At 64.5% G+C, this 14,967-nt stretch carries 14 protein-coding genes; 8 read left to right on the forward strand and 6 right to left on the reverse strand.

What is annotated here, in order from left to right; genetic code table 11:
* Window positions 1–196: 196 nt before the first annotated feature.
* A complete protein-coding gene (locus tag EN955_RS04820; RefSeq protein WP_024504074.1) occupies window positions 197–832 on the forward strand; it encodes an isoprenylcysteine carboxylmethyltransferase family protein in 636 nt (211 codons plus the stop codon).
* 10 nt (window positions 833–842) lie between these two features.
* On the opposite strand, the gene EN955_RS04825 is transcribed toward EN955_RS04820, so the two are convergent.
* The gene (locus EN955_RS04825) at window positions 843–1,328 is read right to left on the reverse strand and encodes a hypothetical protein (RefSeq protein ID WP_024504073.1); all 486 of its coding nucleotides are present in this window, start codon (window positions 1,326–1,328) and stop codon (window positions 843–845) included.
* Between the two features lie 220 nt (window positions 1,329–1,548).
* Here EN955_RS04825 and EN955_RS04830 point away from each other — a divergent pair, with 220 nt between their 5' ends.
* Window positions 1,549–1,914: a RidA family protein gene (locus tag EN955_RS04830; protein ID WP_024504072.1), complete on the forward strand. Its 366-nt coding sequence runs from the start codon at window positions 1,549–1,551 to the stop codon at window positions 1,912–1,914.
* A gap of 26 nt (window positions 1,915–1,940) precedes the next feature.
* Window positions 1,941–3,176: an amidohydrolase/deacetylase family metallohydrolase gene (locus EN955_RS04835; protein ID WP_024504071.1), complete on the forward strand. Its 1,236-nt coding sequence runs from the start codon at window positions 1,941–1,943 to the stop codon at window positions 3,174–3,176.
* A 96-nt stretch (window positions 3,177–3,272) separates the two neighbouring features.
* On the opposite strand, the gene EN955_RS04840 is transcribed toward EN955_RS04835, so the two are convergent.
* Together EN955_RS04840 and EN955_RS04845 are read right to left on the reverse strand one after the other, a co-directional pair.
* On the reverse strand, window positions 3,273–5,060 hold the full coding sequence (locus EN955_RS04840; RefSeq protein WP_024504070.1) for an NAD(P)/FAD-dependent oxidoreductase: 1,788 nt from the start codon (window positions 5,058–5,060) through the stop codon (window positions 3,273–3,275).
* 190 nt (window positions 5,061–5,250) lie between these two features.
* Window positions 5,251–6,195, reverse strand: a complete 945-nt coding sequence (locus EN955_RS04845) for a MurR/RpiR family transcriptional regulator (RefSeq protein WP_024504069.1) — start codon at window positions 6,193–6,195, stop codon at window positions 5,251–5,253.
* Between the two features lie 337 nt (window positions 6,196–6,532).
* On the opposite strand from EN955_RS04845, the gene EN955_RS04850 reads away from it, so the two are divergent.
* From EN955_RS04850 to EN955_RS04875, 5 genes are all read left to right on the forward strand, one after another.
* Window positions 6,533–7,360 (forward strand): ABC transporter ATP-binding protein, encoded by an 828-nt coding sequence (locus EN955_RS04850; RefSeq protein WP_024504068.1) that lies wholly within the window; start codon window positions 6,533–6,535, stop codon window positions 7,358–7,360.
* On the forward strand, window positions 7,357–8,217 hold the full coding sequence (locus EN955_RS04855; RefSeq protein WP_013528757.1) for an ABC transporter permease: 861 nt from the start codon (window positions 7,357–7,359) through the stop codon (window positions 8,215–8,217). The genes EN955_RS04850 and EN955_RS04855 overlap by 4 nt, the downstream gene beginning before the upstream one ends.
* 70 nt (window positions 8,218–8,287) lie before the next feature.
* Complete coding sequence (locus EN955_RS04860; RefSeq protein ID WP_013528758.1) at window positions 8,288–9,451, forward strand: ABC transporter substrate-binding protein; 1,164 nt, start codon at window positions 8,288–8,290, stop codon at window positions 9,449–9,451.
* Between the two features lie 356 nt (window positions 9,452–9,807).
* Window positions 9,808–10,899, forward strand: a complete 1,092-nt coding sequence (locus EN955_RS04870; RefSeq protein ID WP_024504067.1) for a Gfo/Idh/MocA family oxidoreductase — start codon at window positions 9,808–9,810, stop codon at window positions 10,897–10,899.
* Between the two features lie 316 nt (window positions 10,900–11,215).
* Window positions 11,216–12,652, forward strand: a complete 1,437-nt coding sequence (locus EN955_RS04875; protein ID WP_024504066.1) for an amidase — start codon at window positions 11,216–11,218, stop codon at window positions 12,650–12,652.
* Window positions 12,653–12,872: 220 nt separating this feature from the next.
* On the opposite strand, the gene EN955_RS35275 is transcribed toward EN955_RS04875, so the two are convergent.
* The 3 genes from EN955_RS35275 to EN955_RS04890 all read right to left on the reverse strand — a co-directional run bounded on the left by EN955_RS35275 (window position 12,873) and on the right by EN955_RS04890 (window position 14,693).
* Window positions 12,873–13,022, reverse strand: a complete 150-nt coding sequence (locus tag EN955_RS35275; protein ID WP_245265348.1) for a hypothetical protein — start codon at window positions 13,020–13,022, stop codon at window positions 12,873–12,875.
* On the reverse strand, window positions 13,019–13,900 hold the full coding sequence (locus EN955_RS04885; protein ID WP_245265347.1) for a M24 family metallopeptidase: 882 nt from the start codon (window positions 13,898–13,900) through the stop codon (window positions 13,019–13,021). The genes EN955_RS35275 and EN955_RS04885 overlap by 4 nt, the downstream gene beginning before the upstream one ends.
* A gap of 262 nt (window positions 13,901–14,162) precedes the next feature.
* On the reverse strand, window positions 14,163–14,693 hold the full coding sequence (locus tag EN955_RS04890; protein WP_245265346.1) for an invasion associated locus B family protein: 531 nt from the start codon (window positions 14,691–14,693) through the stop codon (window positions 14,163–14,165).
* Window positions 14,694–14,967 lie beyond the last annotated feature (274 nt).

Consider the following 14,967-nt stretch of genomic DNA (forward strand, 5'->3'; position numbering starts at 1 on the left):
GATCCCCGCAGCGTAAGTAAACGAGTTCACGCCGGCCTGTCCGGCGGCATACAAATTCGTAAGAATGGTCGTGGGCCGCGCAAAGGTCCTTTACGAATGCCCGGCGCTGCGCCGATAGAGGGCGTGCGCCTTTCATCCGCCATCAATGTCATGCCCATTGCTCACGGGCACTCGTCAGTGCCCCAGGAAACACCAAATGACCTACGCTACCCTCAAGCCGGTTTCCCAGGCCTTCGACCAGCGCAAGCGCCTGATCTTCGTGCGAGTTGCGGCGGCGCTGGCGGTGTTGCTGCTGTTTCTCACCAAGCCGGGGCTGAGCGAGGGCTCCGACGGGCACGAAACGATCGAATTCTTCGGCTTTTGCCTGGTGCTCGTCTGTGTCGTCGGGCGGCTGTGGAGCATTCTCTATGTCGGCGGCAAGAAGAACGAGGAACTGGTCTCGACGGGACCGTTCTCGACCACGCAGAACCCGCTCTATTTCTTCTCGACGGTCGGCGCGGTCGGCATTGGATTGCTCTACGGCTCGCTGATGGCGGCCGTGGCGCTGGGCCTTGCCAGCTTTTTCATCTTTCGCGTCACGGCGCGCAAGGAAGCCGAATTTCTGCTCGGCAAGTTCGGCCCAGCCTATCTTGCCTACACCAAGAGCACGCCCCGGTTCTGGCCAAACCCGCTGCTCTACCGCGACGATGACGAACTGCAGTTCTCGACGCGGGCTTTGAAGCGCACGTTTTTCGACGGGCTCTATTTCCTCGCCATCTTCCCGGCCATCGAACTGGTCGAGCATTTCCGGGCGACCGGCATGCTGTTTCCGGCCTTCGTCACGCTCTACTGATCAGCTGGCTCTAGCTGCCGAGCGGATGCGGCATATAGCCGACGAAGCCTGATATCTTCCAGCTTCCGCCGACCTTGCTGCAGAAATACAGCGTCTGCCATTTCAGCCGGTCGACGCTGCCGTCCGCCTTGGCGACCGAGCCGTCGAACTTCTTGTGCAGCACGGCGCGGTCGCCGTCGACGTCGATGTCTCGCATGTTGGTGACGCGAAACAGCGCCTCGCGCAGCGGCTCGGCGAATTTGGTCGCCGCCGTCTCTTTGGCCTGGCGCAGCCATTCGTCGCGATAGACGTCGAGCCTTGGAAACTGCAGCCGCCAGGCGTCGGCGTTGTGCAGGAAATGCGCATGCATGCCGAAGAAGCTCTCGGCGACGAAATCATCCTCGACCATGGCCCAGTCCTGGCCGATGAAAGCGTCGATGTCGCGCCGCACCAGCATTTCCCAGAGCGCGTGGCGATCGGCATCGCCTGATGGAAACGGGTTCTTGTCGTAGGTCATTGCTGCTGTCTCCGCTCTGGCAAATGCGTCTGTGCGGTGCGGCTTCCAAGCCGCCCGTCAGCGCGTACGATGCAAGGGCTCTTGTAATAAAGCAACGCAGATTTCCAAGAATGTTGCTTTCCAACAAGGCCCCTATGAGGATCGGCCGGATCGGCGTAAATGTCGATCGAAGCGGGCGCCGCAATGGCACCCCGTCCTGTCATCAGAGGAGGCTTGTCCCTTGCCGAAACAGTGTTTTGGAACGTCGCATGTGCCGCTGTCGCCCGCCGTGCGGGCAGGCGATCTCGTCTATGTCTCGGGCCAGGTTCCCGTCGGCAGCGACGGCATCGTGGTCAAGGGCGGCATATCGGAACAGACCGAGCAGGTGCTCGCCAACGTCAAGGCCGCGCTGGCGCTGGCCGGCTGCACCATGGACGATGTGGTGAAGACCACCGTGTGGCTGGAAGACGCGCGCGATTTCGGCGCCTTCAACGCGGTCTATGCCAGGCACTTTCCGAAGAACCCGCCGGCCCGCACCACGGTCGAATCGCGGCTGATGATCGATATCAAGATCGAGGTCGAGGCGGTCGCCTATCTGCCTCTGTAAGCAAAGCAACGAGCGGAGGTTACCCCATGCAATTCGACCTCCTGCTGAAGGGCGGACGGCTGATCGATCCGGCCGCTGGCCTCGACGCGCTGCGCGATGTCGCCATCGCCAATGGCCGCGTTGCCGCGGTCGACGCCGATATCCCGGCGGACAGCGCCGCGCAGATCGTCGATGCCGCCGGCTGCATCGTCACGCCGGGCCTGGTCGACCTGCACAGCCACGTCTATTGGGGCGGCACGTCGCTTGGCGTCGATGCCGACCGGCTGGCCGCCAAGAGCGGCACCACCACCTTCATCGATGCCGGCAGTGCGGGCGCCGGCAATTTCCTCGGCTTCCGCCGCCATGTCATGGAGCGCTCGAAGGTTCGCATCCTGGCCTATGTCAACATTTCCTTTGCCGGCATTTTCGGCTTCTCGCAGACGGTGTCGGTGGGCGAGTGCAGCGATCTCAGGCTCTGCGAACCGCGCGAGGTTGTGGCTGCGGTGCGCGAGCACCGCGATGTCGTGGTCGGCGTAAAGGTTCGCTCGGGCAAGCATGCCGGCGGCACCAGCGGCATCGCGCCGGTGGATCTGGCGCTGGAGGCCGCCGACCAGGCCGGCCTGCCGCTGATGGCGCATATCGACGAACCGCCGCCCGGCCGCTCGGAAGTGCTGCCGCGCCTGCGCAAGGGCGACATTCTCACCCATTGCTTCCGGCCTTTCCCGAATGCGCCGGTGTTCGCTTCCGGCGCGGTGCGGCCCGACATGCGGCTGGCGCGCGAGCGCGGCGTCATCTTCGACATCGGCCACGGCATGGGCTCGTTCGATTTCGCCGTCGCCCGCGCCATGCTCGAAGAAGGGCTGGCGCCCGACGTGATCTCGAGCGACGTGCATCTCTACTGCGTCGACGGTCCCGCCTTCGACATCCTCGTCTGCATGTCGAAGCTCCTGGCGCTCGGCATGCCGCTGGTCGAGGTCCTGCGCGCCGCCACGCAAGCGCCGGCGCAGGCGATCGCGCGGCCTGACCTGGGCACACTGGCCATCGGCACGGTCGGCGACGTCGCCGTGCTCCGTCAGCGCCCGGGCCGCTTCACCTTCGTCGACGCGGTCGGCGCGTCATTGGTCGCCGATCAGAGACTGGTGTGCGAAGGCATCGTTATCGGCGGCACCTGGTGGCCGAACGAAGCGGTCAACGATGTCAGCGAGACTGAGCGGTTTGTGGCGCATGCCGCGCATACCCATGTCGAGGTTGCGGCGAGGCACTTTGGGCATCGGCACGACTAGCTGATCTCGGCAGCTTGTGCCTGTCTTGGGACTGTGCGCTTGGCGAATGGCTTCCCCCACTCCGGCGAGCGAAGCTCGACGGAGTGGGGGTCGACTTTACCCGGCGTTGCTCACCGCCCCGTAAACCGGCGTCTCAATGCCTTCCATCCGCGCCTTGATCTGCAGCGCCACATATTTCGAATAGAAGCGCGACAGCGCCAGATTGCCGCCGTGGAACCAGAGCGCTTCCTGGGCGGTCGGCTTCCACATGTTGCGCAGCTCGCCTTGCCAGGGGCCGGGGTCGCCCTTGACGCCGGAGCCAAGGCCCCAGCACGGGCCGACCTTGTCGGCGACTTCGCGCGAAACGATCGCGGCGACATTCTCGTTCATCGACTGATAGCCGGTGCAGGCGATGATGGCGTCGGCGACGAGTTCACTGCCGTCCTCGAACAGGATGCCGCTCGGGGTCAGCGACTTGATGGCGACGCCGCTGCGGATGCCGATCTTGCCGTCGATGATCAGGTCGGAGGCGCCGACATCGATGTAGTAGCCGGAGCCGGTGCGGTAGGCCTTCATCAGAAGGCCGGTCTCGTCGTCGCCGAAATCGATGGCGAAGCCGGCGGCGCGCAAGCGGTCGTAGAAGGCCGCGTCGCGCGCCTTGATCACCTCGTAAAGCGCCTGCTGGCCCTTGGGCACCAGCGCGAACGGCGTCGAGGCGACGATCATGTCGGCCTTCTCGGTGGTGATGCCGCGCGCCAGTGCGTCTTCCGAGAAGATCTCGAAGCCGACTTCCATCAGCGTGTCCGACTTGACCACTGTCGTCGGCGAACGCTGGATCATGGTGACCTCGGCGCCGCTCTCCCAGAGGTCGACGCAGACATCGTGGCCGGAGCTTGCAGCGCCAATGACGGCGACTTTCCTGCCGCGGAATTTGTCGCCGCTGGCATACTGGCTGGAGTGCAGCAACTCGCCCTTGAACCGGCCGGCACCCGGCAGATCGATCCGCCGTGGCGGGCCGTAGGCGCCGGTGGCGAAGACGATGTGCTTGGGCTTCAGCGTGATCTGCCGGCCGACGCGGTCGACGACCACGGTCCAGACTTTTTCGGCCTCGTCATAGCTGGCGCTGAGGCATTTGGTGGCGACCCAGTAGTTGAGCTCCATGACGCGCGTATACATTTCCAGCCAGTCGCCCATCTTGTCCTTGGGCGTGAACACCGGCCAGTTTTCGGGGAAGGGAATGTAGGGCAGATGGTCGTACCAGACCGGATCGTGCAGCACGAGCGTGCGGTAGCGGTTGCGCCAGGAGTCACCCGGCCTGGCATTCTTCTCGATGACGATGGCCGGCACGCCGAGCTGGCGCAGTCGCGCCCCCAGCATGATGCCGCCCTGGCCGCCGCCGATGACCAGGCAATAGGGCTGTTCATCAGTGCCGAGTTCGCGCGTCTCGCGCGCCCGCGCCTCCGACCAGGTCTCGCGCTGGGGATCGGCCTTGTGGCGCACGCCGAGCGGCCGCGCCGCGCCCTTGCGCTCCTCGAAGCCCTTGAGGTCGGCCATCGCCGTGAACAATGTCCGGCAGCGGCCGTCGCGCAGCCGCATGATGCCCTCCCCCCTGGCCACCACGGTTTCGAAGCTGAACCAGGCCTCGATGGTGCCGTCGTCCGAGGTCGCCTCGCCGGTCAGCCGCCACGCGCTCGGCTTGGCCGTCGCCAGCGTCGTCGCCAGCATGTCGGCGATCGCCGCGCGGCCTTCCATGGTCGTGATGTTCCAGGTGAAGGTCAGGAGATCGCGCCAGTAGCAATCGTCGACGAACAGGTTGCTCGCCGCCGCAGCGTCGCCGGCTGCGAGCGCCTGCGCCAGGGATTCGAGCCATGCGGCCGCCTGTTTCGTCGGTGCTATTTCGAGCATCTCTTTCCCTCTTTCGTTTCATGTCCGGCTTCCCTTCTCCCCCTGTGGGAGAAGGTGGCCTCACGAAGTGAGGTCGGATGAGGGGTGCTCCAGCTTGGCGCCGACGGCACTCCGTCACCCACCCCTCAACCGTCTCGGCGCTACGCGCCGATCCACCTTCTCCCACAAGGGGAGAAGGAAAAGCGCAGCCCTAGTCTCCGAGCGGCTCCATCTCCTTGCCGGTGCGGTGGATCTGGGCGTTGTATTTGATGCGGCGCACCGTCTCGCGGGCCGAGCCGTCGAGCTTGTAGGCGGAGGCCACCGCCAGCAGGTCGATCGCCGCCAGAAAGGCGAAGCGCGATGCCGTCGGCTTCAGCGTGTCGGGATATTCCGGCACCGCCACCGTCAGCCTGACGTCGCAGGTGCGGGCGAGCTCGGTGTCGGGCGCGGTCACGGCGATCGCATTGGCGCGGTAATGCTTGGCAAGCTCGACGGCCTCGATCACCTCGCGGGTGCGTCCCGTCGCCGAAATGGCGATCACCAGATCGCCGGGCTTGAGCGTCGAGGCGGTCATGCGCATCAGATAGGGATCGCACTGGGCGCTGACCGTGATGCCGTAGCGGAACAGCCGGTATTGGGTTTCCTGCGCCAGCGCCGAGGAGCTGCCGCCGAGGCCGAAGACCGTGACCTGGCGCGCCTTGGCGATCAGCTCGGCGGCTTTCTGCAGCTGGGCCGGGTCGAGCTGCCGCTCGGCCTCCTGCAGCGCCCGGCGCGCCTCGCCGAACACGGCGTTCCAGAACGGCATGCCATTGTCATTGCTGACGGAAGGCGACTTGGCCAGGTAGAGCGCGCCGACGACGAGGCTCTGCGCCAGCTTCAGCTTGAAATCGCGCACGCCCTCGCAGCCGATGGCGCGGCAGAACCGGGTCACCGTCGGTTCGCTGACCCCGGCGCGCTGGGCAAGGGCGGCGTTGGAGGCGTCGACGGCATATTTGACGTCGTCGAGAACGACATCGGCGACACGCCGTTCGGCCGGGCGCAATTCGCTGTAGGAATCCTTGACCAGCGAGATGATGTCGGGGATGCGCCGGACAGGATCGCGTCCCTCGGTATCGGGGCCTGGAACAGGCTCGTCCTGGCTGCCAGCGTCGGTCATGGGGTCCTGGTCTTTCCCTGGGTTGCGAGGCTGTCGTCTTAGCATGTTTGCACGCCCTGGCTCCACGTGCCCGACCGGATCGCAACCGCAGCGTGTCGTTGGGGAAAGCTCACCTTCCTCCGTTCCTCTCCGGTCCGTGTCAGTTCCGAAGTATGTAGGAAAGCAACATGCATTTCAAGGCCGTAAAACAGACATTAAAACAACATGATAGGTATACTAATCGATTTTCGTGATACGGCCGCTATCGTCGGCGCTTGACAGGAAAGTAGGATAGTTACAGACTGATTTTCGCTGGGGATGAGCCAATGGATCATCGCGCAATCTTCCCGGGGGGCAGATGAACACGGGCGATGCAAAAAAGCCGAAGCTTGGCGTGCAGGCAGCGACCAAGATCTATCACACGGCCTCCGGCGACCTGCTGGCGCTGGACCGCTGCAGCCTCGATGTCAGCGTCAATGAAATCGTCTCGATCGTCGGCCCTTCCGGCTGCGGCAAGACCACGCTTTTGTGGTCGATGTCGGGCCTGCACAGCCTGACCAGTGGCGAGATCCGGCTCGACGGCAAGGCCATCACCGGTCCGCATCCCGATATCGGCATCGTCTTCCAGGAGGCGAACCTCCTGCCGTGGCGCAACCTCGACGCCAACATCCGCTTCCCCTTCGAGATCAAGGGCGAGAAGCCGGACCGGGCGTGGATCGCGCATCTGCTCAACCGGGTCGGGCTTGATGGCTTCGGCGGCAAGTTTCCGCGCGAGCTGTCGGGCGGCATGCAGCAGCGCGCGGCGATCGTGCGGGCGCTGGCGCTAAAGCCCTCGGTGCTTTTGATGGACGAGCCGTTCGGCGCGCTCGACAGTTTCACCCGCGAGGAGATGAACCGGCTGGTCGAGGAGATCTGGCTCGACACCAAGACAACCATCGTCTTCATCACCCACTCGATTGAGGAAGCGATTTTTCTCTCGGACCGGGTGGTGGTGCTGAGCGCACGGCCAGGACGGGTCGCCAAGGAATACCGCGTGCCGTTCCCACGGCCGCGTTCGCTGGAGATCATGGCGACGAAGGAGGTCTTCGACCTCACCAACCGGATCAAGATGGACATTGTCGGCGAACGCACGCGGCCAAAAGCGCCGGAGCGCCCGAGCGCCGAAATCGTGAGGATCAGGCCGTGAGCGGGGGCGATGCCATTCCGGAATTCTCGAAGTCCAAGTCGGGCGCCAAGGCGGGCGATGGCCACGAGGTCAGCCTGACCAACCTGTCGGCCTTCGCCAGCGGCCCCGGCATCAAGTCGGGCAAGGAGGTGGCGGCCATTCTTGCCGTGGCGGTGATCATCATCGGCGGCATCGAACTGGCGCTGCGGCTGTTCCACGTGCCGCTCTATATCATGCCGCCGCCGAGCTCGATCGCTTATGCGCTGTTCGACGAGTTTCCGCTGATCGCGCCGCATCTCGGCTACACGCTGGTCGAGCTGGTGTCCGGCTTCACCATCGGCGCCATCATCGGCCTGGTGCTGGCCGCCGTCATCACCCAATTCCCGTTCGCAGAGAAGATCGTCGCGCCTTACATCCTGCTTCTGGTCACCACGCCGATGCTGGCGCTGGTGCCGCTTCTGATCCTGCGCTTCGGCTTCGGCTACACGCCGCGCATCATCGCGGTGGCGCTGGCCGCTGGGCCGATGGTGATGATCAATGCGGCGACAGGCTTTCGCCGCGTCGACAGCGCCAAGATCGCGCTGGCGCGTTCCTATGGCGCCAGCACCCTGCAGATCTTCTGGAAGATCCGCGCGCCGATGGCGCTGCCGATGATCCTGGTCGGGCTGATGATCGGCGCCATCTTCGGCCTGCTGACCGCGGTCGGCGCGGAAATGGTCGGCGGCGGTTTCGGCCTCGGCAACCGGCTGACCACCTATTCGTCGATGATCCAGATGCCGCAGTTCTTCGCGGTGGTGCTGATCCTGTCGACGCTCGGCATCCTGATCTACGTGCTGTTTTTCCTGATCGGCAAGAAATGGGCGAGCTGGGAGGCTTGAACGCAGGGATATGACGGCGCCCGGGAGGCGGGCGGCAAGAGACTGACATCAAACAAAAAAGGGGAATGCCATGACCAAAGAGAACTCGATCAACCCGGCGGGGATCAGCCGCCGCTACTTCCTGCAGGTCACCGGCGCCGGGCTGGTGACGGCGACGGCGCTTGGCGCCACCGGCCTGAAGGCCAGGGCCGAACCCTACGGAAAATTCACCTGGATCTCGCCGCGCGGCACGCTCGAAGTGCTCGACGACTATCCCTACTGGGCGGCCAAGAAGGCCGGCTATTTCGACGGGCTGGACACCGACATGCAGCCGGGACCATCGGACGGCACCGCGACGGTGAAGTTCGTCGATGTCGGCCAGGCCGATATGGGCTTCCCGTCGCCCGGCGTGTTCTCCTTCGCCATCCAGAACGGCATGAAGCTGAAGTCGGTGTTCCATATGGGCGCGCGCGACACGTTCAGCATCGCCTTCCGCAAGGGCGAGGGATCGAACGACCTGAAGAAGCTGGAAGGCAAGACCATCCTGCTCGGCTCCGCCGCCTGGCAGTCGATCACCGACCCGCTGCTGGCCGCGCAGGGCGTCGACATCAAGAAGGTGAAATATGTCGAGGCCGGTTGGCCGACCTGGGGAACGGCGCTGGCCGGCGGCCAGGGCGACGCCGCCCTGTCGTGGGAAGGGCTGCGCGCCGAATGGATCGCCAAGGGGCTCGACTTCGAATACTGGCTCGGCGTGCAGAATTCGAAGCTGCCGGCCAACACCTTCGTCGTGCGTGCCGCCGATCTCGAGGATCCCGACCGCAAGGCGTTTTTGGAAAAGTACCTGCGCGGCTGGGCGATGGGCCTCGAATTCGGCTACCAGAATCCACGCGCGGCGGTCGAAGCGGTGTTCGAGCAGTTCCCGACGCTGGCCAAGAATCTCGGGCCGGAGCTCGGCACCACCTCGATCCTGCAGCAGATCAACGTTTTCCGCGGCGACATGGACAAGCGCGGCGGCTGGGGCTCGCACGACATGGCGAGCTGGCAGGGCTTCTTCGACGAAATCCACAAGATCGGCCAGATCACCGCCCCGGTGAAGGCCGAGGATGTCTGCACCAACGATCTGATCGGCCCGGCCAATGATTTCGACAAGGCCAAGGTCAAGGCCGATGCCGACGGCGTCAAACTGTCGGAAGGTTTTGCCGCGCTCGATGTCGAGAAGATCAAGGCGCATCTGTTCGATTCGGCGGTGAAGTAGGGCTGCGCAACGGGTCATGTCGGCGCCGCCCTCCATTACCCTGCCTTGGCTCCTTTCCTCTCCCTCCGGAGGGGGGAGAGGTGGCGCCGCGAAGCGGCGACGGAGTGGGGGAAGGCGTTCGTCAAACGAGCAGTCGCCGCAAGACAGGCACAATCTGACGAGCAAGAGACCTCAAGCGGGCGCGAGGGTCGACCCCCACTCCGTCGAGCTTCGCTCGACACCTCTCCCCCGATCGACGGGGAGAGGAAAGGGCAGGCAATGAGCGGCGGCGCTGACCCGAGGTGGTTGTCCCGGATAGACATGCGAGCGGCAACCGATCGCCGCATATTATTCAATCAAGAATTTGGGAGGTAGCGGTGTCCGACAAGGTGAAAGTGCTGGTGGTGGGTCTCGGCAATATGGGTGCGTCGCATGCCAGCGCCTATCACCGGCTCGACGGTTTCGAGATCGTCGGCATCATGAGCCGGTCGATCAGGAGCAACACGAAGATTCCGGAAGAATTAGCCGGCTACCCCCTCTACGAGGATTTCGACCAGGCGCTGAAGGAAACAAAACCGGACGCCGTCTCGATCAACAGCTGGCCGAACACCCACGCCGAATACGCGCTGAAGGCAATCGCCGCCAACTGCCATGTGTTCATGGAAAAGCCGCTCGCCACCAACAACGAGGATGCCGAGAAGGTCGTCGCGGCGGCACGCGCGAAGAACCGCAAGCTGGTGCTCGGCTATATTCTGCGCGTGCATCCGTCATGGATCAAGTTCATCGAGGTCGGCAAGACGCTCGGCAAGCCGCTGGTGATGCGGCTCAACCTCAACCAGCAGAGCAGCGGCAGCGCCTGGCACTGGCACAAGAACCTGATCGATTCGCTGATCCCGATCGTCGATTGCGGCGTCCACTATGTCGACGTCATGTGCCAGCTGACCGGCGCCAAGCCGGTGCGCGTGCACGGCATCGGCGCCAAGCTCTGGGCGGAAGCCGACAAGCAGAATTACGGCCATCTGCACGTCACCTTCGATGACGGTTCGGTCGGCTGGTACGAGGCGGGCTGGGGCCCGATGATGAGCGAGACGGCCTATTTCGTGAAGGACGTCGTCGGCCCCAAGGGCGCGGTGTCGATCGTCGCCGGCCAGCAGGCAAGCAGTGTTGCCGAGCTGGCAGAGGTTTCGAATTCCGCCGACATCGACCGCCACACCAAGACCGATGCGCTGAAGATCCATTATGCCGCTGTCGACGGCGACAAGAATTTCTCCAAACCCGACGAGATCGTCAGCATGGAGGACGAACCCGGCCACCAGGAACTGTGCGACCGCGAGCAGGCCTTCTTCCTGCGCGCCATCCGCGAGGATCTCGACCTCACCGAGCAGATGGACGCGGCGGTCAACAGCCTGCGCATCGTGCTGGCCGCCGAACAGAGCATCGCAATGGGGCGGACCATCGACCTGGCCTGACGCAAATTCCCGTCTCCCCCTCCGAGGCTGTCGCATATGGATTCTTGCGAAGAAGGACCCCCACCCTAACCCTCCCCACAAGGGGGAGGGAAGCTGCCGCGCTCTTCATCCTCGGCGTTAAAGGTCTGTGATTTGCCGAGTTCAGCGCCTACAGAATCCCCCTCCCCCTTGTGGGGTGGGGTTAGGGGCGGGGGTATTCGTAGGGCGAAAAGCCTGGTTTCTTGAGTGCCTTGGTCCCTCTCGACAGAAGGTGCCGGGAGGCGGCGCCAAACGTTGGCAAGATCAACGAACGACGTTGAAGAATTGGGAGAGAGACATGGTCACCGACAGTCTGCTGAAAACCTATGCCGAGTCCGACGCGCTGGACCTTGCGGCGCTGGTGAAGCGCGGCGACGTTACCCCGGCGGAGCTGGTGGAAGCGGCGATCACGCTGGTCGATCGGCTCAACCCGACGCTCAATGCGGTCATCCATCGCCTCTACGACATGGCGCGCGGCCAGGCGCAGACGGTCGACACATCAGCGCCCTTCGCCGGCGTGCCATTCCTGCTCAAGGAGCTGGCCTCGTCCTGGACCGGGGCGCCGAACACCAACTCCTCATTCTACCTGAAAGATGTCGTCGCCGATTTCGACACCGAAGTGGTTCGCCGCATGAAGGCGGCCGGGCTGGTGCTGGTCGGCAAGTCGAACGCCCCAGAAAATGGCTGGTCGATCACCACCGAGCCAAAGCTCTACGGCGCGACGAAGAACCCGTGGAAGGAAGGCATCACGCCCGGCGGCTCCAGCGGCGGAGCGGCCGCGGCGATTGCTTCGCGCATGGTGCCGATCGCCGAAGCCAGCGATGGCGCCGGCTCGATCCGCATCCCGGCCTCCTGCTGCGGCATCGTCGGCCTGAAGCCGTCGCGCGGCCGCGTCAGCCTCGCGCCGTTCGGCGACTATTGGTATGGCGGCGCCTATTTTCTTTGCTGCTCGCGCACGGTGCGTGACACGGCGGCCTATCTCGACGCGGTCGCCGGCGCGCTGCCGGGCGAGCCCTACACGCCGCCGGTTCCTGATGGCACCTGGCTCAGCCTGTCGGCGCGGGCGCCAACGAAGCTGCGCATCGGCTTTTCCGTCACGCCGCCCAACGGCACTGCGACCGATCCGGAGGTGAAGGCGGCGGTGCTGGAGACCGTGGCGGTACTCGAGCGGCTCGGCCACCATGTCGAGGAGCATGACATGCCGCTCGACGCCAATGCTGTGTGGAAGACCTACACCAACATGACCTGCGTGCAGACGGCGGCGACCTTCGACTACCTTGAAACGGTGATGGGGCGGCCGGTGACACCGGGTGATGTCGAGGCGGTGACCTTCGCGATCATCGAGCGCGGCCGTGCGACCAGCGGCACCAGGCACATCTCCGACGTCGAGCAGCTCAGGCAGGTCGGCCGCGACATCGTCGGCGACCTTGGCGCCTACGACCTCTTCATCACCCCGACGCTGACGCAGCTGCCGCGCCCGCTCGGCTATTACGACATGTCGGAGACGGATATCGACCGCTACAATGCCGAATGGACGGACGCGGTGTTTGCCTTTCCCTTCAACATCTCCGGCCAGCCGGCGATCTCGCTGCCGCTCGGCTGGTCGAAAGACGGCGTCCCGATCGGCGTGCAGCTGGTCGGCCGCTACGGCGACGAGGCAACGGTGCTGGCCGCGTCGGCGCAGCTGGAGCAAGAGATGCCGTGGAGGGGGAGAAGGCCGGCGGTGAGTGGTTAGGTGCTTGGCAGCCCACCGCCGAGTTCCGTGGCGCCCCCCTCTGTCCTGCCGGACATCTCCCCCTCAAGGGGGGAGATTACGCGCTCAACAGCCTTCGCCAAATCATCTACACGGTAAGGTGGGCGAGACGGCGAAGCTGCCAATCTCCCCCCTTGAGGGGGAGATGTCCGGCAGGACAGAGGGGGGCGTAGAGCGCTGCCCCTGCAGTGACCCGCGCTCGCTATCCAATCCTCTCCAGCCGCCTCGGCAGTCGGTTCATCGGCTTGGGCCCGTCCGGCGTGATCAGGAACTGGTCCTCGAGATTGAAGCTAGCGAGGCCGTCTATGTAGAGCGGGATCTCGAAGGCCAGCACCATGCCGGCTTCGATCACGACATCGCTGTCGGCGGCGATGAACGGCCATTGTTCGGAAAACACCGACTCAAATGGCCGCGGCGGTAGGTGCGCAGCCCTTGCCGCGCCAGGCTGTCGGTGGCGACGCGATGCACGTGGGCGAGCGTGGTTCCCGCATCAAGGGACGCCAGGCCGTCGTCAAAGGCCCGCTCGGCGATGGCGTGCAGTTCGGCCTGCTCGGCGGATGGCGGCCCGAAGGTGAAGTTGCGCGACATGTCGGAGGCGTAGCCGCCGACCGTGCAGACCATGTCGCACTTCAGCGGATCGCCAGGCATCGCTTTCGCATCGGCATCTTTGGCCCGAGCGCCCAGCGTCACATATTCGGCAGTTTGGACCGTATGAGACAGGCCGGACGCGGCCGTGGCGACACCTTGCCGGTAGAGGGCAATGAGATCGGCCTGGCGCATGCCGGCCATCGCATCGACCTGCAGCCGCTCCAGCCCGACTTCCGACAGGATGATGCCTTGCTGCAGCAGGTCGATCTCGCGCGGCGACTTGATGGCCCGCAACCTGTCGAGCACGGCCGAGCCGTCGACCATCGTGCAGGCCGGCAGCAGCGCCTGCATGACCGAGAAATCGGCGGCGGGAACAAAATCGAGGTCGACGCCGACCCTTGCGCGCCCGAGCCCAAACCCGGTCAGGATCTGCTTCAGCTCGTCGACGGCACGGGCGAGTTCGAATGTGGCGGGCCGAGAAAAACCCGGCGCCCGGCCGGCAAGGCCGGCCTCGATGCGTTGCGGCAACCCTTGCCCTGACGTCGAGGCGTCCAGCGTGGCGGCTTCGATCCAGATCGGGTGGCTGCGGATAACAGCGTCCGGCAGAACCCGCTGCAATTGTCCCGCATTGAAGTCCGCCACCACGACGCCGATCGGCAGGTCTCGGCCAGCCGGATGACGACAAAGCCGGCGCCGGCGCGCCGGAACAGTCCCGCCGGGCCGATCGAGGCTCCGGTCGCATAGTGGAAGGCCTCGGGCGCGCACAGCACCAGCGCCTCGATGCCGGCGCGGTCCATCAGTTGCGCAGCGCGCTGGCGGTCGACAAAGCCTGTCATGGGTTTCTCCACTGTCCGAAGCGGCAACGGAGCATTCCGGGTGCGTACAATCAAGCCGCTGACAACAGCTACTTGATCGATTCCAGCTTGGCGACGGCGGCGGTGAAGCCAGCCAGCGACACCGGGATGGTGACCGGCTTGCGGGTGACCGATTCCATGCCGATGTTCAGATTGGTCCCCGACTTCATGGCCTTGATGAGATCCGCCGACAGCGGCGTGGCGGCATAGGCGCCGTTCTGGTCGCTGGTCTGGATGGCAATCGTCGTCTTCTGGCCCTGATCGATCTGGAAGGAGGCGCCGGACGGCAGGAACAGGCCGTGCGGCAGGGCAAGCAGCATGGCGAGACTGCCATTGGCGTTGTCGCGGCGCACGGTCACGGTCAGCACGCGCTGCCCGGTCTTGGCCTCGGTCAGGTTCTGCGAAAGCTGGCACTGAAGCTCGGTGGTCGCCGAACCGCTGGAGCAGTTCACCGCCCACGGATTGGCATCGGCCGGTTTTGCATTGCTTTCAGCCGGCTTTGGCTGGGCCGGCTTGGCATCTTCGGCAAGGGCTGGGCCGGTGGCCAGAGCAAGCCACAGGGCGGCCAGCCCCGCGGCCATGCCAAGTAAATTAGATCTAGCTAAAGTAAATGTCATGTTGTTTTGCCGGATGCCTTGCATGTTTCCTCGCCGCGCCCGGTATTCTCCCGAGCATGGCTTGATACAACACCCGCGACTGTTCCGGAAGCCGAGCAGTAGGCAAGCAAGCCGGCGAAATTACTGTGGCTTTTCGGATACAACGAACAATATTGCAGGAGGCCCTCAGAAATCGAAGCGCCGGAGACTCGCTATACAATAGAATTCGAGTAAGATTTTACACGGGGTGCGTGCAGTC

Origin of the sequence: Mesorhizobium sp. M7A.F.Ca.CA.001.04.2.1, assembly GCF_003998485.1 — a bacterium.
Classification (GTDB): domain Bacteria; phylum Pseudomonadota; class Alphaproteobacteria; order Rhizobiales; family Rhizobiaceae; genus Mesorhizobium; species Mesorhizobium ciceri.

Excerpts from the sequence above, each read along its gene's own strand:
- EN955_RS04820 (WP_024504074.1), top strand. The coding sequence starts at position 197 with ATGACCTACGCTACCCTCAAGCCGGTTTCCCAGGCCTTCGACCAGCGC.
- EN955_RS04825 (WP_024504073.1), bottom strand. The coding sequence starts at position 1,328 with ATGACCTACGACAAGAACCCGTTTCCATCAGGCGATGCCGATCGCCAC.
- EN955_RS04835 (WP_024504071.1), top strand. The coding sequence starts at position 1,941 with ATGCAATTCGACCTCCTGCTGAAGGGCGGACGGCTGATCGATCCGGCC.
- EN955_RS04840 (WP_024504070.1), bottom strand. The coding sequence starts at position 5,060 with ATGCTCGAAATAGCACCGACGAAACAGGCGGCCGCATGGCTCGAATCC.
- EN955_RS04845 (WP_024504069.1), bottom strand. The coding sequence starts at position 6,195 with ATGACCGACGCTGGCAGCCAGGACGAGCCTGTTCCAGGCCCCGATACC.
- EN955_RS04850 (WP_024504068.1), top strand. The coding sequence starts at position 6,533 with ATGAACACGGGCGATGCAAAAAAGCCGAAGCTTGGCGTGCAGGCAGCG.
- EN955_RS04860 (WP_013528758.1), top strand. The coding sequence starts at position 8,288 with ATGACCAAAGAGAACTCGATCAACCCGGCGGGGATCAGCCGCCGCTAC.
- EN955_RS04875 (WP_024504066.1), top strand. The coding sequence starts at position 11,216 with ATGGTCACCGACAGTCTGCTGAAAACCTATGCCGAGTCCGACGCGCTG.
- EN955_RS04890 (WP_245265346.1), bottom strand. The coding sequence starts at position 14,693 with ATGGCCGCGGGGCTGGCCGCCCTGTGGCTTGCTCTGGCCACCGGCCCA.